We start from the raw sequence: 25,813 nt of genomic DNA, 5'->3' as shown, positions 1-25,813 counted from the left end.
GAACCCGTTATATGTTCAATCTAGTCAGGCTTGGCTAAAAATAGGCGAAGAAAGCTGGTTAACAAGGTGTTAGCGCGCGATCCTTATCGTTACCCACTTCATTCATCAACTCTGATGAATAAGGAAGTCACAATTTGTTCAATCTGGAGATATCATGTCCAAACGACCATCCATCAGTTTTGCAAAGTTTGCTGCCGTCGAAAACGGAACCGCAGTTTTGCTTCTGGCTGCCGAAAGCAAGGCCGCTGCAGAAGCCGAATCTGTTGTCGGGCAGGCGCTGCTGTCGCGTATCATTGATGTCTCGGATTTCAAGGGAAAACTTGCGGCAAGCCTGAGCACGCTCGCCCCTGCAGGCACCGAACTCGACCGTCTCGTTCTGGTCGGCGCCGGTGATCCGGCCAAGCTGAAAGCCGATGACTGGCTGAAACTGGGCGGTTCTGCCTTCGGCAAAATCGGCAAGGCCAAGCACGTTTCCGTGATTCTGGCTCTGCCGGACGCGGAAGTGTCAGGCGAAAATGCCGCAGATTTCGCGCTCGGCATCCTGCTGCGCGCCTATACCTTCGACAAATACAAGACGAAGAAGGGTAAGGGCGACGAGGACAGGGAAGAGAAGTCGTCTGCCAAGATCACCATCCTCGTCGCCGATCCGCATGCGGCGAAGAAAGCCTTTGTCCATGCCGAAGCGGTAGCGGAAGGCGTTATTCTGGCCCGCGACCTCGTCAATGAACCTGCCAATATTCTCGGACCGGTCGAATTTGCCGAGCGTATCGAGGAATTGAAGAAGCTCGACGTGAAGGTCGAGATTCTCGATCCCAAGGACATGAAGAAGCTCGGCATGGGCTCGCTGCTTGGCGTTGCGCAGGGATCAGTCCGTCCGGCACGGCTGGCGATCATGGAATGGCAGGGCGGCAAGGGCAAGGAAGCGCCCATCGCCTTTGTCGGCAAGGGTGTCGTGTTCGATTCCGGCGGCGTCTCGATCAAGCCGGCCGCCGGCATGGAGGAAATGAAGGGCGATATGGGCGGCGCTGCTGCCGTGACCGGCCTTCTGCACACGCTGGCAGCGCGCAAGGCCAAGGTCAATGTGGTCGGTATTGTCGGTCTTGTTGAAAACATGGTCGACGGCAATGCCCAGCGTCCCGGCGATATCGTCACATCCATGTCCGGCCAGACCATCGAGGTGCTCAACACCGATGCGGAAGGCCGTCTGGTTCTGGCCGATGCCCTTTACTATTGCAATGAGCGGTTCCAACCGAAATTCATGGTCAATCTCGCCACGCTGACCGGTGCCATCATGGTTGCGCTGGGTCTGTCGCATGCGGGTCTCTTCTCCAATGACGACACGCTGGCGACCCAGCTGTTTGATGCCGGGCAGGCAACCGGCGAGAAATTGTGGCGCATGCCGCTCGGCCCCGAATATGACAAGCTCATCGACACCAAGAATGCCGATATGAAGAATATTGGCACCCGTTTTGGCGGAGCCATCATCGCGGCACAGTTCCTGAAGCGGTTTGTCGGGGAAACGGCCTGGGCGCATCTGGATATTGCCGGCACGGCCATGGGCGCGCCTGCAACTGAATACAGCCAGTCCTGGGCATCCGGTTTCGGCGTGCGTCTGCTCGACCGGCTCGTTCAGGATAATTTCGAAGGCTGATAAAACTGTGGTTCGTGGTTCGTGGTTCGACAAGCTCACCATGAGGGAGAGGGGTGCTGTAACGCTAATCACAAGCATTGCGGGAGATGGCAAATCACCCGTGTTGCAGAATACAGCTCCCTGAAGCCCTCACTCTCCCTCATGGTGAGCTTGTCGAACCACGAACCACGAGCCAGCCCACGCATCAGCCATTCTTTGACGAATCGTTCAATGCCTGCTTCAACAAAAACGCCACCGGCGCGTTTGACCCAAAGAGAGACAATGACCGAGATTCTCTTCTATCATCTGACTGAATCTACACTGGAAAATGCGCTCCCCGGGCTGGTCGAGCGCTCGCTGAGCCGCCAGTGGAAGGTTGTTATCCAGACCGGATCGCAGGAACGGCGTGACAGTCTCGATAATCATCTGTGGACCTGGTCCGATGCGTCTTTTCTGGCCCATGCCACGGATCAGGAGCCGCACCCGCAGGAACAGCCTGTCATATTGACGACGGGCGAGGGCAATCCGAACGGCGCGACGGTGCGTTTTCTCGTCGACGGTGCCGAGCCGACCAATGTCGCAGCCTATGAAAGGCTGGTGCTGATGTTCGACGGCCATGACCAGATGCAGCTTGAACAGGCACGCGCGCAGTGGAAACTTTTGAAGGCGGAAGGGCATACGCTGACCTATTGGCAGCAGAATGCCGAGGGGCGTTGGGAAAAGAAGGCCTGAACCATGCGCAAGCTGCTGCTTTTGCTCCTTTTGGCTGGTGTAGCGCTTGGTATCGGCTACCCCTGGTATACTTACAATTTTTCCGGGGCTGAGATCGGCTCTTGGCGGGTTTTTGATCGTCCCGGCCCGTACAAGCCGGTGACGGTGCCGTTGAAAGCCGGAGACGGCCCGGTCAGGGCCTTTGTCGACATGCAGCCGCTGCGCAATTTCATTCCGGCCGAAGGGCGCACGGCACTCACCTCCGTTGTGACGCTGGGCGGCAGGGACGTGCTGGTCAAGACGCTTTCCTATGTCAATGCGCAGGCTGCCAACCGGGGCTCGCCGCAGGGGCCGCGGTTCTATCGCGACAGGATCGGCGATATTGATCCGGTTGAATCAGGGGATTACACATTCAAGATTGGTCCCGGCGATGTCGACGGCCTCGAGGTCGCGCAGGTGGATCTGGTCTTGCGCAAAGGCGCAGCGACGGTCGACAAACGCGTTGTGCCCGCTGGCCTGACCATGATTGCGGTCGCCATTTTCTTCCTGATCCGTCTTCGCCGCGGCCGCAAGGCGCCGTCCGACACCGTACCACCGGCGCCAAAATGGGGACGCTGATGGCACACCAGCTCAATGGCTGTCCGACGCTTCTGACGCCGCGCCTGCGCCTGCGGCAGTTTGAAAGCCGGGACGAAACGGGCCTTCACGCCTGCCTCGGCGATGAAAATCTGACGCGGTATTGGGATTTTTCCGCCTGCGAGACCATTGAGGAAACGCGGCGCTGGCTGCGCATCCTTGCCAAAACCACATCGCCTTATGAAACGATGGCTTGGGCCGTGGCAGACCGGGAAACGGACCAGTGTATCGGCATGGTCAATTACCACCATCGCGAGGCGCGCAATCACCGGCTGGAGATAGGCTATATCCTGCGGACCGAATGGCAGGGGCGGGGGCTGATGGGTGAAGCCGTGCAGGCACTCGTCGACCACTGTGCCGAACACCTGAAAATACACCGTATCTCGGCGGTCATTCACCCCGGCAATACTGCCTCCATCAAACTTGTGGAGCGTCTTGGTTTTGAATGCGAGGGCGGTCCATTGCGCGATTACTGGCGTGTCGGAACGACCTATATGAGCCCGATGCTCTACAGCTTCATTGTCAGCTGACGATTTTCCGTGTGCTTCCCGGTGATCCGGTAGGCACAGCGCCTGGCACCTTTCAGGATGTGCTCGAACCGCTCTATTTCCACATCCGGGCCGAGAGCCGCCTGAAAAACATCAAGCTCTGACCGGCAGAGTTTCTGGCACGCCTTGGCAGCAACACAGATCGGGCAATGATTCTCGACAAGAACCAGCGCCCCTGAATCATCGCGCGTTGTTTCGGCCATATAGCCTTCGGCAGAGCGAATTTCCGCCAGCCGCACCACGCGCTCGTCGATAGAGTGCAGGTCCGTCAGCTCATTGCGATAATGGCTGAGCGTTGCTGCCTCCCGATGGGAGATGAGCTTGTCCAGACCGGCATCACCGAAGACGGCCGAAACGGACGCGAGAATATCGGCCGTCAGCGTGGCATGATTGTCGGGAAATTGCTGGTTGCCCGTGTCGGTCAGGTGCCAGAAGCGCTTCGGACGGCCCACGGTTTCGCGGCTGTCTTCGAAATCCACCAAGCCATCGTCATGCAGCCGCCCAAGCATCTGCCGGACCGCGACGGATGTAATGCCGAGACGGTCGGCCAGAGACGCTGCGGTCTGCGCGCCGGCCACCTTCAGGGAATAAAGCATGCGGTTGGTCGTTCGATCCTGCATAGCGGTAATGTAACAAAAGTCTTTTTAGAAAGCCATTGCTTATTTTATTAAGCGGAATATAAAAACATAAAACTTTTTTAATAGAGGTAACGTCATGCATGAACCGCACGAGGCCCCCAGCGATGCCAGCTGGTCCGAGCTGATAAGGCCGCAATATTCAGCCGCGACAACCACGCTTTGCCTTGGCGTTGCGCTGTTTGCCTTCAATGGTTTTCTGGTCTCCACATCGCTGCCGACAGCGGTGCGCGAGATCGGTGGCCTGAAACTCATTTCGTGGGCATTCACCCTCTATCTCGTGTTTTCCATCGTCGGCGGCGCCAGCGGCGCTCTTCTGAAGGGTCGGCTCGGGCCGCGCCGGGCATTGGTCGGCGCCGCACTGGTGTTTCTGGCCGGAACACTGATCGCCGCGTTCGCCTCATCCATGACGGAAGTGCTTGTTGGCCGCGCCTTCCAGGGATTGGGCGAGGGGGTGATCGCTGCCATCTGCTATGCGCTTATTCCTGACCTTTTCCCCTCGCGTCTTGTGGCAAAAGTCTTTGGTGCAGAGGCGGTCGTCTGGGCGATTGCCGCGTTTGGCGGCCCGCTGGTGGCTGGTATTCTCACCGAAACCGTGTCCTGGCGCGCTGCGTTTCTGGTCAATGTTCCCATGGCGCTTATTTTCATCGCGCTGGTCTTCCGCATCGTACCCCGTTCCACCATTGATACCGCACATCTTTCCGTCCCGTTCGTGCGGCTGATCGCCATTGGCGGCGGCATCATGCTGGTGGCCCTCGCAGGCATCATGCAGACCCTGACGATGGAGGTCCTGTTCGTTGTTGGCGCGGCTGTCATCCTGACGGCGGTTGTGCTCGTCGATCGCCGCAGCCGGACGCCACTGTTTCCATCGGATGCCTTCGCCCTCACGTCGACCGTGGGCATCGGGCTGTGGGTCGTGCTGCTGATGCCGGTCGCGCAGGCGTCCACTTCGGTCTATCTCGTCATGACCCTGCAGAATCTCTGGGGTTACGGTCCCACCATGGCCGGTGCCTTCAGTGCGAGCTTTGCCGTGGCCTGGAGCACGATTGCCATTCTGGTTGCCAATGTGCAGGATCCGCGCCGCCGTTCGTGGCTGATCCGGCTCGGACCGACATTGCTGGTGACAGGGCTTGCCGTTCTTGTGCTTGGCTTCTCCGCCGACCTGCCCGGTGTGGTTCTGGTTGGCCAGATGAGCATCGGTGCGGGTTTTGGGGTGAGCTGGGGTTTTTTAAGCCAGACGGTCATGGAATCGGCCAAGGACGGTGAGCGTGACCGGGCTTCGGCCCTGCTGCCAACGCTCCAGTCCGCCGGTTATGCCATCGGTGCGGCGGTTGCCGGTCTGGTGGCCAATGCCGCCAACTATCCGCAGGCAACCAGCCCTGATGCGCTGCGCGATGCGACAATGACCATCTTCGCGGTTTCAACCATGATCGGCCTTGCCGCCATGATCGCCGGCTTTGCTCTGCCGTTCCGCAGGAAGACGGTGTTTGCCGTGGACCTGTCCTAAAACGAGAAAAGCCCGCCCTGACAAGGGCAGGTGACAGTTCCGGACTATCCGGAAAATCCAGGAGAGGGGAGGATTTCGACCTGCAAATCCCCTCTCTTGTGATTCCTAGAGATCAGCCATCGCAGCTTCATACTCGGTCGACAGGGTCAGCCATTCCTCTTCCGCCCGGGCGAGCGAGGACTTGGCGTAACCGATTTCCTTGCCGATCTGCGTCGCTCTGGCAGGCTCCCGGCTGTAGATGATCGGATCGGCAAGCTGGTCCTGCAGGGTCTCGATCTTCTTCTGGAAACGCTGCACCATGGCATCGGCTTCCTGGATCTTTTTCTGCAACGGCTTCATGGCTTCGCGTTTTTGTGCTGACAGCTTGCGCTGGTCGGACTTGCTCAGCTTTTGCCCCTCATCGACCGATATTTTGCTGTTGCCCGAGCGCTCGGCCTTGGCATCAGCCAGAACCAGCGAGCGATAGGCATCCAGATCGCCATCATAGGGCGCGACAACGCCGTCACGCACGAGCCAGAGCCGGTCCATGGTGGCTTCGATCAGGTGACGATCATGGGCAATCAAGATGACGGCGCCGTCGAAATCATTCAGCGCGTGCATCAACGCTTCACGGCTGTCGATATCCAGATGGTTGGTCGGTTCGTCAAGGATGAGCAGGTTCGGGCCCTGAAAGGTCGAAAGACCCATCAGAAGCCGCGCTTTTTCACCACCGGAAAGGTCTTTCGCCGCGGTGTTCATTTTGACCGTAGCCAGCCCCATCTGCGAGACGCGAGCCCGTACCTTGGATTCCGGTGCTTCCGGCATCAGCTTGCGCACATGCTCGATGGCATTGTCATCAGGCACGAGATCATCGAGCTGGTGCTGGGCAAAAAAGGAAATCTTCAGGTTCGGCGCGACCGTGATCTTGCCGGCCTGCAGGCCCAGACGTCCGCTGATCAGCTTGGCGAGTGTCGATTTACCATTGCCGTTCGATCCGAGCAGGGCAATCCGATCATCCGCATCGATACGCAAATTGAGGTGTTTGAGCACCGGCTTGCCGGGCGTATACCCGACTTCGCCGCTTTCAATGGCAATGATCGGCGATGCCACGACCTTTTCAGGCTCGGGAAAATGGAACGGCGCTACGTGATCCTCGATAATAGATGAGATCGGCTTCAGCTTCTGCAGCGCTTTCAGGCGGGACTGGGCCTGTTTGGCCTTGGACGCCTTGGCACGGAAGCGTTCGACGAAGGCTTCCATGTGTTTGCGGTGCGCTTCCTGCTTGGTGCGCTGCTTTTGCTGCAACTCCAGCGCTTCACTGCGCAGGCGTTCGAACTGGTCGTAATTGCCCTGCCACAGCGTCAGCTTGGTCTGGTCCAGATGGACGATCGAATTGACGGCCGAATTCAGAAGGTCGCGATCGTGGCTGATCAGGATGACCGTGTGCGGATAGCGGCGCACATAATCTTCCAGCCACAGCGTACCTTCCAGATCGAGATAGTTGGTCGGCTCGTCCAGCAGCAACAGGTCCGGCTCGGCGAAGAGCACCGCCGCCAGCGCCACGCGCATGCGCCAGCCACCGGAGAAGGACGAGGCCGGGCGCTTCTGTGCTTCGGAATCGAAGCCGAGGCCGGAAAGGATCGCACCGGCGCGCGCTTCGGCCGAATGCGCATCGATATCAACCAGGCGAATGTGGATTTCGGCAATCCGGTTGGGGTCCGTGGCGGTTTCGGCTTCCACCAGAAGGGCAGTGCGCTCGAGGTCGGCGGCAAGCACGATTTCGATCAGGGAATCTTCCGTTCCCGGCGCTTCCTGCGCCACCTGACCGATGCGGATATTCTTGGGCAGGAAAAAATCACCGGTTTCCGCCGGCATTTCGCCTGTGATCACCTTGAACAGCGTTGATTTGCCCGCGCCGTTGCGCCCGACCAGCCCCGCCTTCGTGCCCGAGGGCAGGTTGAGGTTGGCGTGATCAATCAGCAGGCGTCCGGCCATACGCACGGATATATCGTTGAGAATAAGCATGGCCGCGCTTTTGCACGGGAAATGCGCTTTTCGCAAGCCGTGGTTGGTGCAGATATGCCCTGATCGAGCGGGAAAGTGAGGTTAGGCGTTATCTGTGTCCAATTCGGCACGCTGGACATGTGTTCCATGGTGAGCTTGTCGAACCACGAACCCTGTTCGTGCAACTCTCACGCAAAGGGCCGTCCCTCTTCCGTCCTCTGGAAGTGCATCAGATCGAGGGAGGGCGCGGGAACGCCGAGCGCCGTCAGAATGGTGTGAGCCTGTCCCCGATGGTGCGTCTGATGGTTGAAAAGATGGGAAAGGGCAGGCGCAATGCGCTGGCTGATCGTGCGCATATCTCGTACCGTGGTGTAGGTGAAACGCCCGGCAACATCCGCACTGCCCAGTCCATCGACCCAGTTGACAAGGCGTGCATCTTCTTTTTCGCGTGCCGTCTGCAGTTCATCACGCTTCTCGAAGAGGATCATATCCAGTGCCTTGGGCGCATCGCCTTCACCGGTGAAGCGATGCAGCCAGATACGGTCGGCCACGAGAATATGGTTGAGCGTTCCATGCATGGATTTGAAGAAGGCACCCACATCGCGCCGGTATGCTTCCTCATCGAGCGCAAGGGCGGCTTCATACAGCCGCTCATTCGCCCAGCGATTATAGGCCGCGAACATGCGAAAATGCTGTTCCATCAAATTGACTTTCTGGTGAAATGAGTCAGTCTTGCTGTCATAATATCCAAACAGAGGCGGCTTTCCATGGGAATTATTCTGCACGAACTCGTCGGTACGGATCTGGACCGTCCATTCAGCCCGCATTGCTGGAAAACCGTCATGTCATTGGCTCACAAAGGCCTGCCGTTCAACCGCAATCGCGTATCGTTCAAGGGCATCCCGGATATGGAAGGATCGTTCTCGCCAAAAGTTCCTGTTATCCGTGATGGCGACAAGCGCGTGGCGGATTCCTTCGAGATTGCGCTTTATCTGGAAGACACCTATCCGGACCGGCCGTCGCTGTTCAAGGGCGAGGGCGGCCGGGCCATGGCCCGCTTTGTCGAGGGCTGGTCGCAGATGACGCTGCATCCCTATATCAATGTGGTGATCCTCATGCCGGTGCATGACATCCTCGATGTGCCGAACCAGGCCTATTTCCGCGAAAGCCGCGAAAAGATCTTCGGCCGTCCGCTGGAGGCGGTGGCTGCCGAGCGCGACGCGAAACATGATGCCTTTACTAAAAGCCTCGAACCTCTGCGCAAGATGCTGCTGTCACAACCCTTCATCGGCGGCGAGAGCCCGTTGTTCAGCGATTATATCGTGTTCGGCGCGTTCCAATGGGTGCGTGTGCTGACGCCATTCAAGCTGCTGGACGAGAAAGACCCGGTCTATGACTGGTTCGAGCGTTGCCTTGATCTGCATGGCGGGATTGCCCGCGAGATCAGTGCAGCTGAATAGCCTCTGCTGTTTTGCAGCAACATAGTGCGTGGTTCGTGGTTCGACAGGCTCACCATGAGGGAGAGTGAGGATTGCAGGGAGCCAAGTTCTGCAACGTTGGCGGTTAGCATGCAGCCGCCATGCCCCCTCATGGTGAGCCTGTCGAACCACGAACCACGCACCCCGGTAATGCAGTCCTGAAACGCGATCAGCTCTGTTTCTCGCTGCCGCCCCTTGGCAAAGCGGCTGCCTGAGGCTATAGAGCCGCCATCCAATTCCCCTAACGACAAGGTTTTATTCCATGGCGATTGAACGCACTTTTTCGATGATCAAGCCCGACGCGACGCGTCGCAACCTTACCGGTGCCATCACACAGAAGCTGGAAGAGGCTGGTCTTCGTGTTGTTGCTTCCAAGCGCGTCTGGATGAGCCGCCGCGAAGCCGAAGGCTTCTACGCAGTTCACAAGGATCGTCCTTTCTTCGGCGAACTCGTTGAGTTCATGTCTTCCGCTCCGACCATCGTTCAGGTTCTGGAAGGCGAAAACGCCATTGCCCGCAACCGCGAAGTCATGGGCGCCACCAACCCTGCCAATGCCGATGAAGGCACGATCCGCAAGACATTTGCCCTGTCGATCGGCGAAAATTCAGTTCACGGTTCCGATGCGCCTGAAACAGCTGCAGAAGAAATCGCTTACTGGTTCTCCGGTACGGAAGTGGTCGGCTGATTGTTTCAGCGCAGACAGAAAAAAGCCGGGACTTGTCCCGGCTTTTTTGTTTTTCCAGTGTTGAACTCAGTCTTGACGGGCCAGCACGGCAATCGTCTTGCCCGCTGCATCGCGCAGCGTCAGTTTGCCGTCGACCCCCAGGAAGGAACGGGTCTGTTCCAGCACCGCAAAGAATTTGTTTTCCTGATTCATCAACGCGGGCGGACAGAGCTTGCGCGTTGCCGCGGCTGGCTTGAATGTGAGTTTGCGGCCCCGGAACGTGGCCTTGCTCATGAAACGGTTGCAGCCGCCGGAGCCGCTGACCACGCCGTCATGATCGATCATCAGGGTTGTCTGGGCGAAGTCGATAACGCCGCCGCCATTGAGGTCTTCCGCCAGCCAGCTCACATCGGTGATGACAGGCACGCGATCCTCGCTGCGCGCCTTGAACGACAGGCCGAACAGCGTGACGACACCGATGAAACCGATAATGAGCGAGAGAATGGCAAGACGTCTCATTCCTTTGCCTCGTGCCAGCGCTTGAGTGCGGCCGTATCAGTTGATTTGGCCTCGACCCAATTGCTCTCCGCCCCGCTGACGAGATGTTCCTTTTTCCAGAAAGGCGCAGCGTTCTTCAGATAGTCCATGAGGAAAGAGGCGGCATCGAACGCGGCGCGGCGATGGGCAGAGGCAGCCACGACGAGTACGATGTTCTCGCCGGGTCTGATCATGCCATAGCGATGGATGACCGTGAGCCCCGTCAGCGGCCAGCGGCCAAGCGCTTCGTCGGCAATGCGCATGATTTCCCGCGCGGCCATTTCAGGATAATGCTCGATTTCCAACGCGCTGAGCGTACCGGATTCATCCCGGCAGAGACCGCTGAATGTCACGATGGCACCGATGTCATGGCGTCCCGATGAGAGGCGGGTGATCTCGGCAGCCGTATCAAAATCGTCGCTCTGGATCGTGACGAGCGGTCTGATCGCGCCGGACATGGGTTTCAGCCGCCGGTCATGGGCGGAAAAAGGGCGATCTCATGGGCGCCACCGATAGGCGTTTTGTGATCGACATGTTCCTGGTTGATCGCGACACGGATCACGTCCTGATATTCCAGCGCCGCCTCATATTCTTCGCCGCGCGTTTTGAGGTGGTTCAACAGATCACCGACGGTGATAATTGATGTCGGGAGCTCGATTTCCTCTTCGCCCTTGCCGATCCGCTCACGAACCCATGCAAAATAAACCAGTTTGACGCTCATGGGCCTAGTCTACCACATGTTTGAGGCCGGCGCGGAAATAGTCCCAGCCGGTGTAAAGGGTGACCAGAGCTGCCACCCACAACAGGGCAATGCCGAATTGCGTGGTGTAGGGCAGGATCTTATCACCGGCCGGCCCTGCCAGAAGAATGGCGACGGCAAACATCTGGATGGTCGTCTTCCATTTCGCCAGCTGGCTGACCGGTACGCTGACCTTCAGTTCGGCCAGATATTCGCGCAAGCCCGAGACGAGAATTTCGCGGCAAAGAATGATGATGGCGGCCCAGAGTGTCCAGCCGGCAATGGTTCCATCGGCGGCCAGAAGCAGCAGGCAGGCCGATACAAGCAGCTTGTCGGCAATCGGGTCCAGCATACGGCCGATGGTCGATGTCTGTTTCCAGATTCGCGCGAGATAGCCGTCAAAGAAATCGGTGATACTGGCAATGGCGAAAATCACCAACGCACCCCAGCGCGCCGCATCGCTGGATTGCAGGCTGCCTTCCAGAAAGAAACAGAGGACGACCAGCGGCACCGCGAGAATGCGTCCGTAGGTCAACAGGTTCGGCAAGGAGTAGGCGTTGTTCTTGGGCATATTTCCAACCAATCAAATCAGTGCCGATCAAACGGGCTTGTCCGTCAAACGTCAAGCTCATCGTCGTGGACTCGGGCGCAATTATGTCCCGTTTTCAAGATGTAAACAAAACTAAGAACGAAAATGATCGCGAATGGTAATGGCCATTGCTTCCGATATCCCGTCTACCTTCATCAAATCTTCGACAGCAGCCTGTGATATCGCCTTTGCCGTACCAAATTGATGAAGCAGTGCACGTTTGCGTGATGGGCCTATGCCGGCAATTTCATCCAGCGGATTCTTGATCATTTCCTTCTTGCGCTTGGCCCGGTGCGTGCCGATGGCAAAGCGGTGCGCCTCGTCGCGCAGGCGCTGCAGGAAGTAGAGAACCGGATCGCGTGGTGGCAAAGTGAAGGACTGCTTGCCCTCCATGAAAAAACGCTCGCGCCCGGCATCGCGGTCCACGCCCTTGGCAACGCCGATGGCGGTTACCTTGTCGGAAATGCCCATTTCCTGGAGAATGCCGCGTACGGCGCTCATCTGGCCCTGACCACCGTCGATCAGGATAATGTCCGGCCATGCGGGAAACGCATCGGAATCGTCGTCGAACTCGTCGATTTCCACATCTGCCGATGTGTCGGGCATATCCTTGTTCTCGGGCGTGCCATGTTCCTTGACGAGACGGCTGAACCGACGCTCGATTACTTCCCGCATCATGCCGAAATCGTCGCCCGGCGTGATATCGGTCGAACGGATATTGAACTTGCGGTACTGGTTTTTGACGAAGCCCTCCGGTCCCGCAACGATCATGCCGCCAATGGCGTTCGTGCCCATGATGTGGGAGTTGTCGTATACCTCGATGCGGCGCGGCGTCTTTTCCAGACCAAACGTTTCGGCCACACCTTTGAGCAGGCGCGATTGCGACGAGGTTTCGGCAAGCTGGCGGCCAAGCGCTTCGCGCGCATTGCTGAGCGCGTGTTCGACAAGTTCTTTCTTTTCGCCGCGTTGGGGTACCGTGATCGTCACCTTGCGGTCTGATTTCGCCGTCAGGGCAACGCCGAGCAGTTCCTGATCCTCCACCGTTTCCGATAGCATGATCAGCGAGGGGCAGGGCTTGTCATCATAGAACTGCGCCAGAAAGGCACCCAGAACTTCGGCGCTTGAAAGCGATGAATCGGCCTTGGGATAATAGGCGCGGTTGCCCCAGTTCTGGCCTGTGCGGAAGAAAAACACCTGAATGCAGGTCGTGCCGCCGTCCTGATAGATGGCAAAGACGTCTGCTTCTTCCACCGATTGCGGGTTGATTCCTGAATGGGACTGAACGTGGGACAGAGCAGACAAGCGGTCGCGATAGATCGCGGCGCGTTCGAAATCGAGCGCGGCCGAGGCTTCGCGCATGGCATCGGACAGATGGGTCTTGACCGCTTGGCTCTTGCCGGACAAAAACGCCTTGGTCTCGGTGACCAGCTCGTTATAATCCGCTTCGCTGACTTCATTGGTGCACGGGCCGGAGCAGCGCTTGATCTGGTAGAGCAGGCAGGGACGCGTGCGGTTTTCGTAGAAGGAATCCGTGCAGGTCCGCAGCAGGAAGGCCCGCTGCAGCGCATTGATCGTGCGCCCCACGGCACCCGCCGAGGCAAAGGGGCCGAAATAATCGCCTTTCGACGATCGGGCGCCGCGATGCTTGAAAATACCCGGCGCGAGCCGCCGGTCTGTCTGCTTGGGGGCTGTCAGCAGGATATAGGGAAATGACTTGTCGTCCCGCATCAGAACATTAAAGCGCGGGCGCAAGCGTTTGATGAGATTCGCTTCCAGAAGCAGCGCTTCAGTCTCGGTGCGCGTAACGACGAATTCCATTTTCATGGTTTCGCGGATCATGCGCGCAATGCGGTTGTTGTGACCCTGACCCCGGGCATAGTTTGAAACGCGCTTCTTCAGGTTGCGCGCCTTGCCCACATAGAGCACATCGCCGCCCTGATTGAACATGCGGTAAACACCGGGTTTGTTAGGCAGCCGCTTGACCAGTTCGCCAATGACATCGGCGCCGCTGCTTCCATCGCTTTCGATGCTGGAATCCCATTCGATCGCATTGATCAGCGCCGCAACATCGCGAATCGGTTCACTGTTCTCTTCGGCAAGCGGGCCTTCATCATCCAGCATCACGCCGATATCCTCCTCGTTCTCCTCAGGGGAAAGAGGTGGTGCCGGATCGATTGCTGGGTGATTTCGTGCGTTGGTCATTCTGCCATTCCTGTAACATCCGGCGTTTCCCACGCCAGATGCTGCCCGCCATCAAGAGCTATCATTTGCCCGGTGATGGAGCGCGTCTGCCAGAGATAGCGGATCGTGTTACCGAATTCTGCCAGATCGGGCCCGCGTTTCAACAGCAGGCCATCAACTTGTTGTTCAAAATCGATTCTCTCCTGACGTTCTCCCTGCATGGTCGGTCCCGGACCAATGGCATTGACCCGGATATGCGGGGCAAGTGCCTGCGCCATGGTCTGCGTTGCTGTCCACAGGGCAGCCTTCGACAGCGTATAGGAGATGAATTTCGGGTTGAGCTTCCACACGCGCTGATCGATAATATTGACAATAAGACCATTCTCTCCGTCGGGAAGAGCGGATTTCATGGCATCGGCCAGCAATACCGGGGCCCTCACGTGCACGGCAAAGTGTCTGTCCCAGCGTTCATCATCGAAATTGCCAAAGCCGTCCTCCTGAAAGACCGAGGCATTGTTGACAAGGATTTCCACGGGACCAAGCGCATCTTCAACGCTGCCAATCAGTCCCCGCACCGCATCACTGTCTGTCAGGTCTGCCTGAACCACGGCCGCAGTTCCACCCGCTGCCTGGACGGATTCCAGCAGCACGTGACCTTCTTCGCGTGAATGATTGCAATGGATAGCCACTGCAAAGCCGTTGGCGGCCAGATTCTCGACAATTGCCTTGCCAACACGCTTTGCCCCACCTGTAACAAGGACAACGGTCTTATCTGTCTGCAAGTGGCTCTCCCGATGCTGCGATTCATGCCTGAATATAGGGAGGATATAGCGAAAGCGCGAGTGTTTGCCTGCCTTGGCGGATACGAATGAAATATTGAAGTCATTCGCAGAGGTCACTGCGTTTGTGATCCGCTGAAGTACGTATAACGGCATAAACGCAATGGCAGGATGAAGAGTAGCGATGAGATTAAGTATCCATTAAGTATACTATATTGAAGAAGCGCATTTTCAGACTTTACAATAAATTTTAATCAAATATTTCACGCATTCTATTTTGTCGGTGTATTTTTATCCGCTTGAAATCATTCGGTAATTCCAGCTGTTGCATAATAAACACATCGCATTTCTGCCATTTTCTCGACAGTTTCTTTTCACAGTCCGGCGCAAGTGCCGCCACAATGCGGAGCGAATGTCCATCTCGTTCAGCGGACGCAAGTTTTGGTTTATCCCCCCGACCAAGTGCCCGCTCCGTGTAAAAGAGTTCAAATAAGGAGATTGCCATGCGCACTCTTAAGACAATGATCCTCGCTTCGGCGGCTGTGCTGACGCTCTCCGCCCCAGTTCTCGCTGCTGACATCATCACTGAACAGGCTCCTGCACCTGAAGCTGCATACCAGGCACCACAGGCCGATTGGTCTGGCGCTTACCTCGGTGTTTATGGCGGCTACGGCTGGAACAAGAACAAGACCAGCGAAGGCAAACTTGATGCCGACGGCCTCAAGGGTGGCGCTTACGGCGGCTACAACCTGCAGAACGGTCAGTTCGTATACGGTGCTGAAGGTGACATCGGTTATTCCGGTGCCAAGGAAAACAACTTCGGCTACAAGGCCAAGCAGGGCGTAGAAGGTTCTATCCGTGCCCGTGCCGGTATCGCTCTTGATCCGGTCCTGCTCTACGGTACAGGCGGTGTTGCCATCACTGAAGGCAAGCTGTCCAACGATATCGGCAGCGACAGCAAGACTCACATCGGCTGGACAGCCGGTGCCGGTGCAGAAGCCAAGATCACCCAGAACATCGTTGGTCGCGTTGAGTATCGCTACACCGACTTTGGCAAGAAGGACTATGATCTCGGCGGTCTCGACAGCGTATCGAACAAGATCACCACGAACGAAGTTCGTGTTGGTGTCGGTTACAAGTTCTAATCACAGTACTTGACCTCCAGAAGAGCCGGACAGGAAACTGTCCGGCTTTTTTTTGGCTCGCGTTTATTTCGGCAGAAGTGCAGCAAGCTCCGGATGCAGTTCTTCGAACCGCTTCTGCCAGCGCTTGAGTTTTGAACGGCCCTTTTCCCACTTGCCTTCGAAGCGCAGCGACGCATAGGCAAGGGCTGCCGCCAGCGCGATGTGGCCGCCATGAAGCTTTTTGCCCAGACGTGGTGGTGCTGCATTGAGGTAATCAAGAACACGGATCGCTTTGGCCCATTGCCAGTCGAGCCATGGCTGGTGGATTTTCTCTTCCGGATGGAAGCGCCGCTCATAGACATGGGTGAGCAGAACGTCACAAAGACCATCCGCAACGGATTCAAGCTGTTCCGCCTCCAGCCGTTTTTCGGCATTGCGCGGGAAAATCTTGTTGCCGGACACGCGGTTTAAATACTGGGTGATGACGCGACTGTCGTAGAGGGCCTTGCCATCATCGAGAATCAGCGTCGGAATTTTGCCCAATGGATTGGCATTGATCAGTTCAGCTGGGGCTGCATTGGTGTCTACAAGGACACTTTCCATCGGTATGCCGGCATAATGGGCAGCCATGCGCACCTTGGTGCTGTAGGGCGAGGCAGGAGAATAAAGCACTTTCGTCACGATGACGCTCCACGGTTGGCGATTCGATGGTGAACGGTAAACGCGCGGTGGTTTTTAGCAAGGCGCTCAGGGGATTTGATGAATTTGCTTGGGGGATGACAAGACACCCCCCTCTGGGCTGTCGCCCATCTCCCCCACAAGGGGGGAGATCAGCCTTCATTACCGTTTCAGCCAACCGTACAGTGCCGAAAATTGAGTGAGATGGCTGATGTCAATGTGATCTCCCCCCTTGTGGGGGAGATGCCCGACAGGGCAGAGGGGGTGTCGGCTTTACCGTGCGCCCGGCATGTCGACCGACCGTTTGCGGCAGGATGAGCGGTCGACCTCAGGGCAGCTGCGGAACTGGAGATCCTTTGTCAGGCAGACACGCACTTCGCGCAGGAAATCGCGGTCGCATGTGACCGAAACGGCATCTCCATTCATCCCGGGATTGGCCGCAACAAACGCCTGTTCGACCACCTGTGGATTGACCGGGCCGCGCTGGGTAGGCTGGCTGTAGGCGGACGGGATCGACACGCGCGATACTGCCTGCCGCATCACCGAAAAGTAGTCCTTCTGCGTCAGGCCGGTGCAACTGCCGTGCTTGCGCCACTCATAGGTGACGAGCCCTGTGGATGGCATGATGTCGGAGAGTTGCTTCGCCTGGCTGAACGGCACATCACGCTGCGATGTGTCGCAATCCTGCGGATAGCCCTGTTCATACTGCGGCCACAGCCCATGGACGACAAAACCATAGGGGCGGCTGGTCGAGCATTGCTGCCGGTTGGCATTTGATCCTTCAGCCGCGCAATAGCTCGGCGACCAGGACAGGGCGAGAACATAGAAATCAAAACCGGTGCCTGCAGGCACGCCGGATGATTGGCGTTCGCCTGATGCAATCGCCCCGGGTGATACAATCACCCCGGGTGTCTGTTGGGGAACAATACTTTCCCGAGGCTGCTGTTCACGCAGATAAGTCAGTACGGAGACAGCAATCAGCGCCGCAAACAGGACGAAGCGGGCCAGTCTGCCGATCTGCATCAGCGGTCACGGATCATTTCAGGCTGCGGCAGCTGCCATTGTAAACGTTCCAGCGGTCGAAACCGGCAACGCAGAACTCGACATTGTTGCCAATCGAGGCGTAACCCATGCCTTCTTCAACCACGTACCAGACCGGACGCTGGTTGCCATCGGAGAGATGAGCGGTTGCCTGACAATAATAGCGTGAGACGGCGGACATTTCCGGATCACGGCTTGGCTCGTAGCGCTGCTGGTGAACGTCGCTGAAATCCTGGATTGCCACCTGCTGCAGGCCCGGAACGTGATGCACCTGATAGGAGAATCGATGAACGATGCGGTTCAGAACGCCTGACTTGCCGCAGGTGTCGTCATAGGTCTGGCTGGGCGCGCGTTCGAGATAGTCGGCGGAAAAAGCCGGAACAGCGGAGGAAATTGCCAGAACAGCGCCAAGAGTTGTGGCGATAAGGGTGGAAACGCGTGCCATAGGGTCACTCTCCATGAGGTATCAATTTAAGACCAATGTCGAACAGCCGATGCGCGCGGTCAAGCACCAACTTGCTCACCCCGGATCCAATCGAGGGTGAAACCTGCATTCTGTCCGTCACTGAGGACTTTCGACAACGCTGGTAAAACACTTCGCAGCTCGTCATCAAGTGTGAAAGGCGGATTGACGATGATCATGCCCGTGCCATCCAGCCGCGGTTCGGGCGATGGCGCTCGAATCATCAGTTCCGTCCGCAGAATTTTCGGAATGCCGGTATCGTGCAGAAGAGAGGTAAAACGCTTGATCTCCTGCCTGTCCTTCACAGGATACCAGAAAGCATAGGTTCCGCCGGCAAAGCGCCGATGTGCCTTGACCAGCCCCGCGACCAGACGGTCGAATTCGCCGCCCACTTCGAAAGGCGGGTCAACGAGAATGAGCCCACGCTTTTCCTTGGGCGGCAGGTGGGCACCCAGCGCCAGCCAGCCGTCAAGCGGTGTCACGCGCACCTGCACATCACCCTCGAACAGATCGGCAAGGGTCTGTGCATCGTCCGGATGCAGTTCCAGGGCCGAAAGGCGATCCTGCTTGCGTAGCAAGTGCCGCACAATCAGCGGCGATCCAGGATAGTGGCGGATGGTGCCATCGGTATTTTCCGCGCGGACAATATCGAGATAGGGCTTGATGAGATCGGCGACCGATGCATCGAGCTTGGCATCGAGCAGGCGGCCGATACCGCTTTGCCATTCGCCTGTCTTGCCCGCTTCGGTTCCCTTGAGATCGTAGCGGCCGATGCCCGCATGGGTGTCAATGACACGAAATGCATGGTCCTTGCGCTGCATGTAGAGCACAATCCGCGTCAGGATAATATGTTTGACGACATCGGCAAAATTGCCGGCGTGATAGGCGTGGCGGTAGTTCATGGCTCAGCTTGTTTCATGATGTTGGTGCTATCGCAAGCATCTCGGCTATGCTCATGGTTCAAATTGATTCCCACTGCAAGGCCTTCCCATGACAAAGCTTCTCGCTCTTTCCGGTAGCCTGCGCGCCGTTTCCATGAACAAGACCGTTCTGGAGGCCTGCATAAAACTGGCTCCGGCTGAAGTAGATATTACGCTGTACAATGGGCTGGCGGGCCTGCCGCCCTTCAATCCCGATCTCGATGGCGATAATCCGCCCAAAAAGATCGTCACCCTGCGAAAGCAGATCGGCGCAGCGGACGGGCTGGTCATTTCCTGCCCGGAATATGCCCATGGCATTCCCGGCAGTTTCAAGAATATGCTGGACTGGCTGGTTTCCTGTGTGGAATTTCCGGAAAAGCCGGTGCTCTTGATCAATACGTCACCGCAGTCGGAACGTATCATTCCGCTTCTGATGGAAGTTTTGATGACGATGTCTGCCCGGGTGGTCAGCAATGCGTCGCTCACCCTTCCGCTCAAAGGCAGAAAACTGGATGCAGATGGCATTGCCAGGAATGCTGAATTCGGCGGGCAGTTGCGCGATAGCCTCGCCAGCTTTGTCGACGCTATCAACGCAGTTTAGAACTTCTGATGTTAAACATGAGATTATCGAATTTGCCTTATGATCCGGATGTGTCATTGAGCGCATGGAACACGCACACATCAGGCGTGTCAGGGTCTTATCATGTCCGGAACAGTTGTGCTCGTCGTCCTCTTTGCTGCATTGCTGCACGCAAGCTGGAATGCTGTCGTCAAATCCGAGGGTGACAAGTTTCTCAACACTGTCGTTGTCGTAACGTCCGCAGGGGTAATTGCTCTTGCCTGCCTGCCTTTTCTGCCGGCACCGGCACGTGAAAGCTGGCCGTTTCTTGCGGCATCCGCCGTGGTCCAGCTGGTTTATCTCGCGCTTGTTGCGGCTGCCTATCGCAGCGGTGACATGAGCCAGGCCTATCCGATCATGCGCGGGACGGCGCCCCTGTTTGTCGCCATTGCCAGTGGTCCGCTGGTCGGGGAATTTCTGTCAGCACAAAAGTGGTCCGGTATTGCCCTGATCTGCTGCGGCGTGCTTGTTCTGGCGCTGGAAGCAAGGCGGCGGGCCGGTGCCAGTCGCGCCACGACAATCTTTGCCCTGATCAATGCCTTGGTCATTGCCACCTACACGCTCATTGATGGAATCGGCGTTCGGCACTCAGGCGCACCGGCGGCCTACACAATGTGGGTTTTTACTCTGAATGCCATTCCCTTGTTTCTCTGGACCATCGTCACCCGGAAGGGTCAACTCTGGCCGCATTTTGTCAGGCGGACGCGGCTGGCAACGGTCGGCGGTGTGGGGACACTCGGTTCCTATGGTCTTGCATTGTGGGCAATGACCATGGCCCCGGTTGCCGCCGTCGCCGCATTGCGCGAAACGTCAATCCTGTTTGCGGTGGCCATATCTGCACTGGTTCTGAAGGAAAATGTTGGGGTAAAGCGGCTGATCGCTGTCGCTTTGATCGCTGCCGGGGCCGCAGTCATGCGGCTTGCCTGATACCGCGGGTCTCTCCACTCGCGACATTTTGCGCCTGCGGACTGCATGGATGCCATTTCAGCGGCGCTGAAACTGCGCTATGGATAGGCACATGAACAAAGCTGTCATCCTCCGCACAGGCCATTCGGCCTGTCCCCATGATTGTCCTTCCACCTGTGCATTGGATGTCGAGGTGCTCGATTCCGGCCAGATCGGCCGCGTGCGCGGTGCCAAGGACAACACCTATACGGCGGGTGTCATCTGCGCCAAGGTTGCCCGCTATGCCGAGCGTATCCACCATCCTGACCGGTTGCTGAAGCCTCTTGTTCGCGGCGGCTCGAAGGGTGAGGGTGTCTGGAAAGAAGCAAGCTGGGATGCGGCGCTTGATCTCGTTGCCGAGCGCTTTCTCAAGGCCGAAGCGGAATATGGTTCGCAAAGCATCTGGCCCTATATCTATGCCGGTACAATGGGGCTGGTGCAGCGCGATTCCATGCACCGTCTGCGCCACGCCAAGAAATATTCCAACCAGTTCGACAGTTTTTGCACCAACATGGCCTGGACCGGGTTTTTCGCCGGAACCGGCAAGCTGGGCGGTGTCGATCCGCGCGAAATGGCCAAGTCCGATTGCGTGGTGATCTGGGGCACCAATGCTGCGGCAACGCAGGTCAATGTAATGACCCATGCCGTGCGCGCCCGCAAGGATCGCGGCGCCAAGATCGTTGCTATCGATATCTACGAAAACGCGACCGTGCGGCAGGCGGATCTTGGCCTCGTGCTGAAGCCGGGGACTGACGGGGCGCTGGCTTGCGCCGTCATGCATGTGCTGTTCCGCGATGGCCTTGCCGATTGGGATTATCTCAACGCTTACACGGATGATCCGAAAGGGCTGGAAGCGCACCTTAGCGATCGCACGCCGGAATGGGCAGCGGCGCTGACCGGCCTGACCGTTGCAGAGATCGAAGAATTCGCCCGTCTGGTCGGTACGACGAAGAAGACGTTCTTCCGGCTTGGCTACGGCTTCACGCGCCAGCGAAACGGCGCGGTGAACATGCATGCCGCGCTGTCCATTGCGGCCGTCACCGGCGCCTGGAAACATGAAGGCGGCGGGGCATTTCACTCCAACTCCGGCATTTTCCGTATGGATAAGCGGGAAATCGAAGGGCAGGCCTTCAAGGATTCGTCCGTTCGCCATATCGATCAATCGAAAATCGGTCTGGCACTGAATGGCGACAAGGAAACGCTGTATGGCGGTCCGCCTGTCATGGCGATGCTGATCCAGAACACCAATCCGGCCAATGTCGCGCCGCAGCAGCGCCTGATCAAGCAAGGCATGCTGCGTGAAGACCTGTTCATGGTCGTGCACGAACAATTCATGACCGATACGGCAAAGTTGGCCGATGTGGTGCTGCCGGCCACCATGTTTATGGAACATGACGACATCTATCGCGGCGGTGGCCAGCAGCACATTGTACTCGGTCCCAAGCTGATCGACGGTCCGGGCGAAACACGGCCCAACCTCTATGTCATCAACGAATTGGCAAAACGCCTCGGTGTCGGCGATCTGCCGGGTTTTGATCTCGACGCCCGGACGCTGATTGACCATATGATGGCGGCGAGCAATCTGCCGGGCTATGACGTGCTGAAGGAAGTCCGCTGGCTCGATGTGCAACCGGATTACGAGACCGCGCATTACGAACAGGGCTTCAACTGGCCCGACGGCAAATTCCGCTTCAAGCCGGATTGGACCGGTAGCCCGTCGCCGAACCGCCCGCCGCAGTCCATGGGCACGCAGGGCCCGTTCGAAACCCTGCCGCAATGGCCCGACTATTGGGAAGCGATCGAGGTGGCGGATGAAAAGCATCCATTCCGGCTCGGCACGTCACCGGCGCACAACTTCCTCAACTCGACCTTTGCCGAAACCCCGACATCGGTGCTGAAGGAAGGACGCCCTGAACTCCTGATCCACCCGGATGATGCAACTGGTCTCGGCATCGAGGAAGGCGCCCGCGTCGAAGTGGGTAATGAGCGCGGCGAGGTCGTGGTGCATGCCCGCCTGCACGCCGGTATCAGGCGCGGCGTAGTGATTTCCGAAGGTCTGTTCCGCAATTCGGCATTTGAACGCGGTGAGGGCATCAACGTCCTTACAGGTTCGGATTCATCCGCGCCCTATGGCGGCGCAGCCTTCCATGACAGCAAGGTTTGGGTTCGCCCGGCAATTAATTGATTTTATTGATATTTTTTACTGTCTTTTGAATCTTCAATTTTGAGCATCTGTACATTTTGACAACTATGGTTTACATTTATGAAGTGGTTGATTGAAAAGACCGACACGTTTTTAGACTGGTTTGATGGCCTGCGAGATCAGCGAGCCAGAGCGAGAATTGCCAAACGGCTTGATCGATTGATTGAAGGCAATCCGGGTGATGTCAAAGCTGTCGGCGACGGCGTCAGTGAACTTCGTATTGATTATGGTCCGGGCTATCGCATCTATTACATTGAGCGAAAGAGCATCTTGATTATCCTGTTGTGCGGCGGTGACAAGAGTACGCAGGACCGCGATATCAAGAGAGCACAGACAATGGCCATTATCTTGAGGAAAGCCAAATCATGATAAAGTTAAGTCCATATGACACCGCGCATCATCTCGATTCCGAAGAAATGATCAAAGAATATCTGCTCGCCACTTGCGAAGACGGTACTCCATCAGAGATAGCACGTGCGTTGGGGACAATCGCGCGGGCACGCAGCATTACGGAGCTTGCTCGCAAAACCGGGCTCACCCGCCAGGCGCTGTACAAAGCTTTGAGCGGCGAGGGTAATCCGGAACTCGCAACGATTACCAAAGTCGCCGACGCGCTTGGTCTTCAACTGACCATTGTGCCTGCGACGAAAAACAAGAAAGACGCTGCCTAAGAAGGGCGATCAATCGCAGAAAACAGTCCGCCCGTCTTTCATGACAGCCTTGCCGGATGCCACCTGTGCGAGCGCGCGGGCATAGGTCTCGTGCTCCACAGAAAGCACGCGCAATGCGAGGCTGTCTGCCGTATCGCCATTGAGAACCGGCACGGCGGTCTGCGCGATGATCGGACCTTCATCCATGCCAGCGGTGACAAAATGCACGGTGCAGCCATGGACGCGAACACCGGCTTCCAGCGCCTGTTCATGCGTGTGCAGCCCTTTGAACAGCGGCAAGAGCGACGGGTGGATATTGATCATCCGGCCTTCCCAGGCCTGAACGAATTCCGCCGACATCAGCCGCATGTAACCGGCAAGGCAGACGATTTCAGCTCCCGCTGCATGGAGCGCATCCGATACAGCAGCCTCATGGGTCTGCTTCGTCGGATAATCGCGGTGCGCGATGGCATGGGCCGCAATACCATGCGCCTTCGCCGTTTCCAGTCCGCCGGCATCAGGCTTGTTGGCGATAACGGCCACGATCTCGGCCGGATAGTCAGCCGCCTTGGCTGCTTCAATGAGAGCGGTCATGTTGGAGCCGCGGCCTGAAATGAGGACCGCGACGCGCTTCTTTTGGGCTGGGCTGCTCACAGCGCCAGATTGCCCTGATAGACAACGCCGCTGTCGGCGCGGGCAACCATGGTGCCAAGACGCACCGCATCCTCGCCCTGTGCCTTCAGCGCGGCAAGCACTGCATCGGCATTCTCGGGTGCAACCACGGCAATCATGCCGATACCGCAATTGAACGTGCGCAGCATTTCATCGCGCTCGACGCCGCCGACCTTTGCCAGCCATGAAAATACCGGTGGTACTGTTATCGCGGAAAGATCGATGCTGGCCGTCAGGTCCTTTGGCAGCACACGGGGAATATTGTCGGGGAAGCCGCCGCCGGTGATGTGCGCAAGGGCCTTGATCGCATTGGTTTCGCGGATCGCTGCCAGCAGTGGCTTCACATAGATGCGGGTCGGCGTCAGCAGCGCCTGTCCGAGTGTTGTACCCGGCTTGAAGGGCGCATCGGCATCCCAGCCGAGACCGGACAGTTCGACAATGCGCCGGACCAGCGAAAAGCCATTGGAATGAACACCTGATGAGGAAAGGCCAAGAATGACATCGCCTTCGGCAATATCACCCGATGGCAGCAACTGGTTGCGCTCGGCGGCGCCAACGGCAAAACCGGCCAGATCGTAATCGCCATCACGGTACATGCCCGGCATTTCAGCGGTTTCACCACCGATCAGCGCGCATCCGGCCTGCAGGCAGCCCTCGGCAATACCGCTGACAATGGCTGCTCCCTGATCCGGGTCGAGCTTGCCCGTGGCAAAGTAGTCGAGAAAGAAGAGCGGTTCGGCGCCTTGAACCACCAAATCGTTGACGCACATGGCAACCAGATCGATACCGACCGTGTCATGCACGCCCGCATCAATGGCGATCTTCAGCTTTGTGCCCACGCCATCATTGGCCGCAACGAGGACCGGGTCGGTAAAACCGGCCGCTTTCAGGTCAAACAAACCGCCAAAGCCGCCAATCTCGCCATCGGCACCGGGACGGCGCGTCGAGCGCACGATCGGCTTGATCTTTTCGACAAGCAGATTGCCGGCATCGATATCGACGCCTGCCTGCGCATAGGTGAGGCCATTTTTGATCGTCATTGTCAGCTCCGGATTGTTGCTGGCGAAATGGCACGACTCCGCCGTCGCTGCAAGCTCTGAGTGCCTCAAGTCAGGCGAAAACACCAGATATCGACAGTTTGGCCGCCCGAAAGGGGTTGAGCAATGCCGCTATTCTGTCCATGTATGCCATGAACCGACTACGGGGTGGCGCATTATTTCGAGACGCAAAAGGGTTTTGATAATGCGTTCGGCGAATATTGTGCAAGCGGACGATAATATGAGGAAGCGGAGGAAGCCGACAGAGTGACAATTCCCAACTATATCACCATCTTTCGCTTCATCCTCGTGCCGTTCATCGTCATGGCCCTGCTGTCCGATTCTGTTGGTACGGCGCTTATCGGCTTTGTCATCGCCGGCGTTTCCGATGGCGTTGATGGCTATATTGCCCGTCGCTACAACCAGCGGTCGGAGCTGGGCGCCTATCTCGACCCGATTGCCGACAAGCTGTTGCTGGTCACCCTGTTCGTCGTTCTCGGATTTTTGAACGAACTGCCTGTCTGGCTGGTTGTCATCGTTGTTTCGCGCGATATCCTCATTATAGGGGCCGTCTTGCTGTCGACGGTGATGGCCAATCCGGTGGAGATGCGCCCGCTCTTCGTCTCCAAGGCGAATACAGCCCTGCAGATCATACTGGTGGCCTTCACGCTGGCGGATATGACATTTGAATTTTCATTCGGTGCAGGACGGATGATTCTGGTATGGGTGGTTGCACTCTTGACCGCAGCGTCCTCGACTGCCTATCTCGTGGCGTGGACAAAACATATGGCAGGCTATGAGCAAATCCGTAAGTAAGACGAAGACGATCACACCGGCCGAGCAC

30 protein-coding genes are annotated in these 25,813 nt (G+C 57.5%); 14 read left to right on the top strand and 16 right to left on the bottom strand.

What is annotated here, in order from left to right; translation table 11 throughout:
• Nucleotides 1-154: 154 nt before the first annotated feature.
• From FHW16_RS00945 to FHW16_RS00930, 4 genes are all read left to right on the top strand, one after another.
• Nucleotides 155-1,651: a leucyl aminopeptidase gene (locus FHW16_RS00945; RefSeq protein ID WP_182547306.1), complete on the top strand. Its 1,497-nt coding sequence runs from the start codon at nt 155-157 to the stop codon at nt 1,649-1,651.
• Nucleotides 1,652-1,912: 261 nt separating this feature from the next.
• The gene (locus tag FHW16_RS00940) at nt 1,913-2,362 is read left to right on the top strand and encodes a DNA polymerase III subunit chi (protein WP_182547305.1); all 450 of its coding nucleotides are present in this window, start codon (nt 1,913-1,915) and stop codon (nt 2,360-2,362) included.
• A 3-nt stretch (nt 2,363-2,365) separates the two neighbouring features.
• The gene (locus FHW16_RS00935) at nt 2,366-2,959 is read left to right on the top strand and encodes a hypothetical protein (RefSeq protein ID WP_182547304.1); all 594 of its coding nucleotides are present in this window, start codon (nt 2,366-2,368) and stop codon (nt 2,957-2,959) included.
• On the top strand, nt 2,959-3,507 hold the full coding sequence (locus FHW16_RS00930; protein WP_182547303.1) for a GNAT family N-acetyltransferase: 549 nt from the start codon (nt 2,959-2,961) through the stop codon (nt 3,505-3,507). Before FHW16_RS00935 ends, FHW16_RS00930 begins: the two co-directional genes overlap by 1 nt.
• Here FHW16_RS00930 and FHW16_RS00925 read toward each other — a convergent pair.
• The gene (locus FHW16_RS00925) at nt 3,486-4,121 is read right to left on the bottom strand and encodes a helix-turn-helix transcriptional regulator (RefSeq protein ID WP_246711596.1); all 636 of its coding nucleotides are present in this window, start codon (nt 4,119-4,121) and stop codon (nt 3,486-3,488) included. The genes FHW16_RS00930 and FHW16_RS00925 overlap by 22 nt on opposite strands.
• A gap of 118 nt (nt 4,122-4,239) precedes the next feature.
• Here FHW16_RS00925 and FHW16_RS00920 point away from each other — a divergent pair, with 118 nt between their 5' ends.
• Nucleotides 4,240-5,667, top strand: coding sequence for an MFS transporter (locus FHW16_RS00920; RefSeq protein WP_182547301.1), 1,428 nt, complete (start codon nt 4,240-4,242; stop codon nt 5,665-5,667).
• A gap of 105 nt (nt 5,668-5,772) precedes the next feature.
• Here FHW16_RS00920 and FHW16_RS00915 read toward each other — a convergent pair whose 3' ends face one another.
• Together FHW16_RS00915 and FHW16_RS00910 are read right to left on the bottom strand one after the other, a co-directional pair.
• Nucleotides 5,773-7,671, bottom strand: a complete 1,899-nt coding sequence (locus FHW16_RS00915) for an ABC-F family ATP-binding cassette domain-containing protein (RefSeq protein ID WP_182547300.1) — start codon at nt 7,669-7,671, stop codon at nt 5,773-5,775.
• Between the two features lie 167 nt (nt 7,672-7,838).
• On the bottom strand, nt 7,839-8,351 hold the full coding sequence (locus tag FHW16_RS00910; protein WP_182547299.1) for a DinB family protein: 513 nt from the start codon (nt 8,349-8,351) through the stop codon (nt 7,839-7,841).
• Between the two features lie 66 nt (nt 8,352-8,417).
• Between FHW16_RS00910 and FHW16_RS00905 the strand changes: the two genes are divergently transcribed.
• Both FHW16_RS00905 and ndk read left to right on the top strand, forming a co-directional pair.
• A complete protein-coding gene (locus tag FHW16_RS00905) occupies nt 8,418-9,110 on the top strand; it encodes a glutathione S-transferase family protein (protein WP_182547298.1) in 693 nt (230 codons plus the stop codon).
• 280 nt (nt 9,111-9,390) lie between these two features.
• A complete protein-coding gene (ndk, locus tag FHW16_RS00900; protein WP_091880313.1) occupies nt 9,391-9,813 on the top strand; it encodes a nucleoside-diphosphate kinase in 423 nt (140 codons plus the stop codon).
• A 66-nt stretch (nt 9,814-9,879) separates the two neighbouring features.
• On the opposite strand, the gene FHW16_RS00895 is transcribed toward ndk, so the two are convergent.
• The 7 genes from FHW16_RS00895 to FHW16_RS00865 form a co-directional block, all read right to left on the bottom strand.
• Entirely contained in the window at nt 9,880-10,311 is a 432-nt protein-coding gene (locus tag FHW16_RS00895) for an META domain-containing protein (protein WP_182547297.1), read from the bottom strand.
• Nucleotides 10,308-10,787: a molybdenum cofactor biosynthesis protein MoaE gene (locus FHW16_RS00890; protein ID WP_182547296.1), complete on the bottom strand. Its 480-nt coding sequence runs from the start codon at nt 10,785-10,787 to the stop codon at nt 10,308-10,310. The genes FHW16_RS00895 and FHW16_RS00890 overlap by 4 nt, the downstream gene beginning before the upstream one ends.
• Nucleotides 10,788-10,792: 5 nt before the next feature.
• Entirely contained in the window at nt 10,793-11,050 is a 258-nt protein-coding gene (gene moaD / locus FHW16_RS00885) for a molybdopterin converting factor subunit 1 (protein ID WP_182547295.1), read from the bottom strand.
• 4 nt (nt 11,051-11,054) lie between these two features.
• The gene (gene pgsA, locus FHW16_RS00880) at nt 11,055-11,639 is read right to left on the bottom strand and encodes a CDP-diacylglycerol--glycerol-3-phosphate 3-phosphatidyltransferase (protein ID WP_091880307.1); all 585 of its coding nucleotides are present in this window, start codon (nt 11,637-11,639) and stop codon (nt 11,055-11,057) included.
• Between the two features lie 111 nt (nt 11,640-11,750).
• Complete coding sequence (gene uvrC / locus FHW16_RS00875; RefSeq protein WP_432652001.1) at nt 11,751-13,733, bottom strand: excinuclease ABC subunit UvrC; 1,983 nt, start codon at nt 13,731-13,733, stop codon at nt 11,751-11,753.
• 122 nt (nt 13,734-13,855) lie between these two features.
• Nucleotides 13,856-14,620, bottom strand: a complete 765-nt coding sequence (locus tag FHW16_RS00870) for an SDR family oxidoreductase (RefSeq protein ID WP_246711595.1) — start codon at nt 14,618-14,620, stop codon at nt 13,856-13,858.
• A 247-nt stretch (nt 14,621-14,867) separates the two neighbouring features.
• The gene (locus FHW16_RS00865) at nt 14,868-15,122 is read right to left on the bottom strand and encodes a hypothetical protein (protein ID WP_182547293.1); all 255 of its coding nucleotides are present in this window, start codon (nt 15,120-15,122) and stop codon (nt 14,868-14,870) included.
• On the opposite strand from FHW16_RS00865, the gene FHW16_RS00860 reads away from it, so the two are divergent.
• Nucleotides 15,121-15,762: an outer membrane protein gene (locus FHW16_RS00860; RefSeq protein WP_182547292.1), complete on the top strand. Its 642-nt coding sequence runs from the start codon at nt 15,121-15,123 to the stop codon at nt 15,760-15,762. The two genes, FHW16_RS00865 and FHW16_RS00860, sit on opposite strands and share 2 nt — an antisense overlap.
• Nucleotides 15,763-15,825: 63 nt before the next feature.
• Here FHW16_RS00860 and FHW16_RS00855 read toward each other — a convergent pair whose 3' ends face one another.
• The 4 genes from FHW16_RS00855 to FHW16_RS00840 all read right to left on the bottom strand — a co-directional run bounded on the left by FHW16_RS00855 (nt 15,826) and on the right by FHW16_RS00840 (nt 18,825).
• Nucleotides 15,826-16,422 carry a glutathione S-transferase N-terminal domain-containing protein gene (locus FHW16_RS00855; protein ID WP_182547291.1) on the bottom strand — a complete coding sequence of 199 codons (597 nt, stop codon included), beginning with the start codon at nt 16,420-16,422 and terminating at the stop codon, nt 15,826-15,828.
• A 270-nt stretch (nt 16,423-16,692) separates the two neighbouring features.
• Nucleotides 16,693-17,442, bottom strand: a complete 750-nt coding sequence (locus tag FHW16_RS00850; RefSeq protein WP_182547290.1) for a ribonuclease T2 family protein — start codon at nt 17,440-17,442, stop codon at nt 16,693-16,695.
• Between the two features lie 13 nt (nt 17,443-17,455).
• Nucleotides 17,456-17,905, bottom strand: a complete 450-nt coding sequence (locus FHW16_RS00845; RefSeq protein ID WP_182547289.1) for a hypothetical protein — start codon at nt 17,903-17,905, stop codon at nt 17,456-17,458.
• 59 nt (nt 17,906-17,964) lie between these two features.
• A complete protein-coding gene (locus FHW16_RS00840; RefSeq protein WP_182547288.1) occupies nt 17,965-18,825 on the bottom strand; it encodes a 23S rRNA (adenine(2030)-N(6))-methyltransferase RlmJ in 861 nt (286 codons plus the stop codon).
• Between the two features lie 88 nt (nt 18,826-18,913).
• Here FHW16_RS00840 and FHW16_RS00835 point away from each other — a divergent pair, with 88 nt between their 5' ends.
• The 5 genes from FHW16_RS00835 (at nt 18,914) to FHW16_RS00815 (ending at nt 23,281) form a co-directional block, all read left to right on the top strand.
• Entirely contained in the window at nt 18,914-19,444 is a 531-nt protein-coding gene (locus FHW16_RS00835; RefSeq protein WP_182547287.1) for an NADPH-dependent FMN reductase, read from the top strand.
• Nucleotides 19,445-19,546: 102 nt separating this feature from the next.
• Nucleotides 19,547-20,389: an EamA family transporter gene (locus FHW16_RS00830; RefSeq protein ID WP_182547286.1), complete on the top strand. Its 843-nt coding sequence runs from the start codon at nt 19,547-19,549 to the stop codon at nt 20,387-20,389.
• A gap of 91 nt (nt 20,390-20,480) precedes the next feature.
• Complete coding sequence (locus tag FHW16_RS00825; RefSeq protein ID WP_182547285.1) at nt 20,481-22,592, top strand: molybdopterin oxidoreductase family protein; 2,112 nt, start codon at nt 20,481-20,483, stop codon at nt 22,590-22,592.
• Between the two features lie 87 nt (nt 22,593-22,679).
• Nucleotides 22,680-22,979 (top strand): type II toxin-antitoxin system RelE/ParE family toxin, encoded by a 300-nt coding sequence (locus tag FHW16_RS00820; protein ID WP_182547284.1) that lies wholly within the window; start codon nt 22,680-22,682, stop codon nt 22,977-22,979.
• Complete coding sequence (locus FHW16_RS00815; RefSeq protein ID WP_182547283.1) at nt 22,976-23,281, top strand: addiction module antidote protein; 306 nt, start codon at nt 22,976-22,978, stop codon at nt 23,279-23,281. The genes FHW16_RS00820 and FHW16_RS00815 overlap by 4 nt, the downstream gene beginning before the upstream one ends.
• Before the next feature lie 9 nt (nt 23,282-23,290).
• Here FHW16_RS00815 and purN read toward each other — a convergent pair whose 3' ends face one another.
• The gene (purN, locus tag FHW16_RS00810; RefSeq protein ID WP_182547282.1) at nt 23,291-23,914 is read right to left on the bottom strand and encodes a phosphoribosylglycinamide formyltransferase; all 624 of its coding nucleotides are present in this window, start codon (nt 23,912-23,914) and stop codon (nt 23,291-23,293) included.
• Nucleotides 23,911-24,972 carry a phosphoribosylformylglycinamidine cyclo-ligase gene (purM, locus tag FHW16_RS00805; RefSeq protein WP_432651983.1) on the bottom strand — a complete coding sequence of 354 codons (1,062 nt, stop codon included), beginning with the start codon at nt 24,970-24,972 and terminating at the stop codon, nt 23,911-23,913. Before purM ends, purN begins: the two co-directional genes overlap by 4 nt.
• 264 nt (nt 24,973-25,236) lie before the next feature.
• On the opposite strand from purM, the gene pgsA (FHW16_RS00800) reads away from it, so the two are divergent.
• Nucleotides 25,237-25,785 (top strand): CDP-diacylglycerol--glycerol-3-phosphate 3-phosphatidyltransferase, encoded by a 549-nt coding sequence (gene pgsA / locus FHW16_RS00800; protein WP_182547281.1) that lies wholly within the window; start codon nt 25,237-25,239, stop codon nt 25,783-25,785.
• Nucleotides 25,786-25,813: the final 28 nt, after the last annotated feature.

Origin of the sequence: Phyllobacterium myrsinacearum (assembly GCF_014138285.1) — a bacterium.
In the GTDB taxonomy this organism is placed as follows: Bacteria; Pseudomonadota; Alphaproteobacteria; order Rhizobiales; family Rhizobiaceae; genus Phyllobacterium; species Phyllobacterium myrsinacearum_A.
The sequence above is the reverse complement of the archived record's forward strand: the minus strand, read 5'-3'. Positions and strand labels throughout refer to the sequence as shown.

Coding starts and splice junctions, on each gene's coding strand:
- FHW16_RS00915 (WP_182547300.1), bottom strand. CDS start 7,671: ATGCTTATTCTCAACGATATATCCGTGCGTATGGCCGGACGCCTGCTG.
- pgsA (WP_091880307.1), bottom strand. CDS start 11,639: ATGCCCAAGAACAACGCCTACTCCTTGCCGAACCTGTTGACCTACGGA.
- FHW16_RS00935 (WP_182547304.1), top strand. CDS start 2,366: ATGCGCAAGCTGCTGCTTTTGCTCCTTTTGGCTGGTGTAGCGCTTGGT.
- FHW16_RS00840 (WP_182547288.1), bottom strand. CDS start 18,825: ATGAACTACCGCCACGCCTATCACGCCGGCAATTTTGCCGATGTCGTC.
- moaD (WP_182547295.1), bottom strand. CDS start 11,050: ATGAGCGTCAAACTGGTTTATTTTGCATGGGTTCGTGAGCGGATCGGC.
- purM (WP_432651983.1), bottom strand. CDS start 24,972: ATGACGATCAAAAATGGCCTCACCTATGCGCAGGCAGGCGTCGATATC.
- FHW16_RS00910 (WP_182547299.1), bottom strand. CDS start 8,351: ATGGAACAGCATTTTCGCATGTTCGCGGCCTATAATCGCTGGGCGAAT.
- FHW16_RS00835 (WP_182547287.1), top strand. CDS start 18,914: ATGACAAAGCTTCTCGCTCTTTCCGGTAGCCTGCGCGCCGTTTCCATG.
- FHW16_RS00945 (WP_182547306.1), top strand. CDS start 155: ATGTCCAAACGACCATCCATCAGTTTTGCAAAGTTTGCTGCCGTCGAA.
- FHW16_RS00845 (WP_182547289.1), bottom strand. CDS start 17,905: ATGGCACGCGTTTCCACCCTTATCGCCACAACTCTTGGCGCTGTTCTG.
- FHW16_RS00895 (WP_182547297.1), bottom strand. CDS start 10,311: ATGAGACGTCTTGCCATTCTCTCGCTCATTATCGGTTTCATCGGTGTC.
- FHW16_RS00850 (WP_182547290.1), bottom strand. CDS start 17,442: ATGCAGATCGGCAGACTGGCCCGCTTCGTCCTGTTTGCGGCGCTGATT.
- FHW16_RS00825 (WP_182547285.1), top strand. CDS start 20,481: ATGAACAAAGCTGTCATCCTCCGCACAGGCCATTCGGCCTGTCCCCAT.
- FHW16_RS00860 (WP_182547292.1), top strand. CDS start 15,121: ATGCGCACTCTTAAGACAATGATCCTCGCTTCGGCGGCTGTGCTGACG.
- ndk (WP_091880313.1), top strand. CDS start 9,391: ATGGCGATTGAACGCACTTTTTCGATGATCAAGCCCGACGCGACGCGT.
- FHW16_RS00920 (WP_182547301.1), top strand. CDS start 4,240: ATGCATGAACCGCACGAGGCCCCCAGCGATGCCAGCTGGTCCGAGCTG.
- FHW16_RS00890 (WP_182547296.1), bottom strand. CDS start 10,787: ATGTCCGGCGCGATCAGACCGCTCGTCACGATCCAGAGCGACGATTTT.
- FHW16_RS00815 (WP_182547283.1), top strand. CDS start 22,976: ATGATAAAGTTAAGTCCATATGACACCGCGCATCATCTCGATTCCGAA.
- FHW16_RS00830 (WP_182547286.1), top strand. CDS start 19,547: ATGTCCGGAACAGTTGTGCTCGTCGTCCTCTTTGCTGCATTGCTGCAC.
- FHW16_RS00925 (WP_246711596.1), bottom strand. CDS start 4,121: ATGCTTTATTCCCTGAAGGTGGCCGGCGCGCAGACCGCAGCGTCTCTG.
- FHW16_RS00940 (WP_182547305.1), top strand. CDS start 1,913: ATGACCGAGATTCTCTTCTATCATCTGACTGAATCTACACTGGAAAAT.
- FHW16_RS00905 (WP_182547298.1), top strand. CDS start 8,418: ATGGGAATTATTCTGCACGAACTCGTCGGTACGGATCTGGACCGTCCA.
- FHW16_RS00865 (WP_182547293.1), bottom strand. CDS start 15,122: ATGGCAATCTCCTTATTTGAACTCTTTTACACGGAGCGGGCACTTGGT.
- FHW16_RS00930 (WP_182547303.1), top strand. CDS start 2,959: ATGGCACACCAGCTCAATGGCTGTCCGACGCTTCTGACGCCGCGCCTG.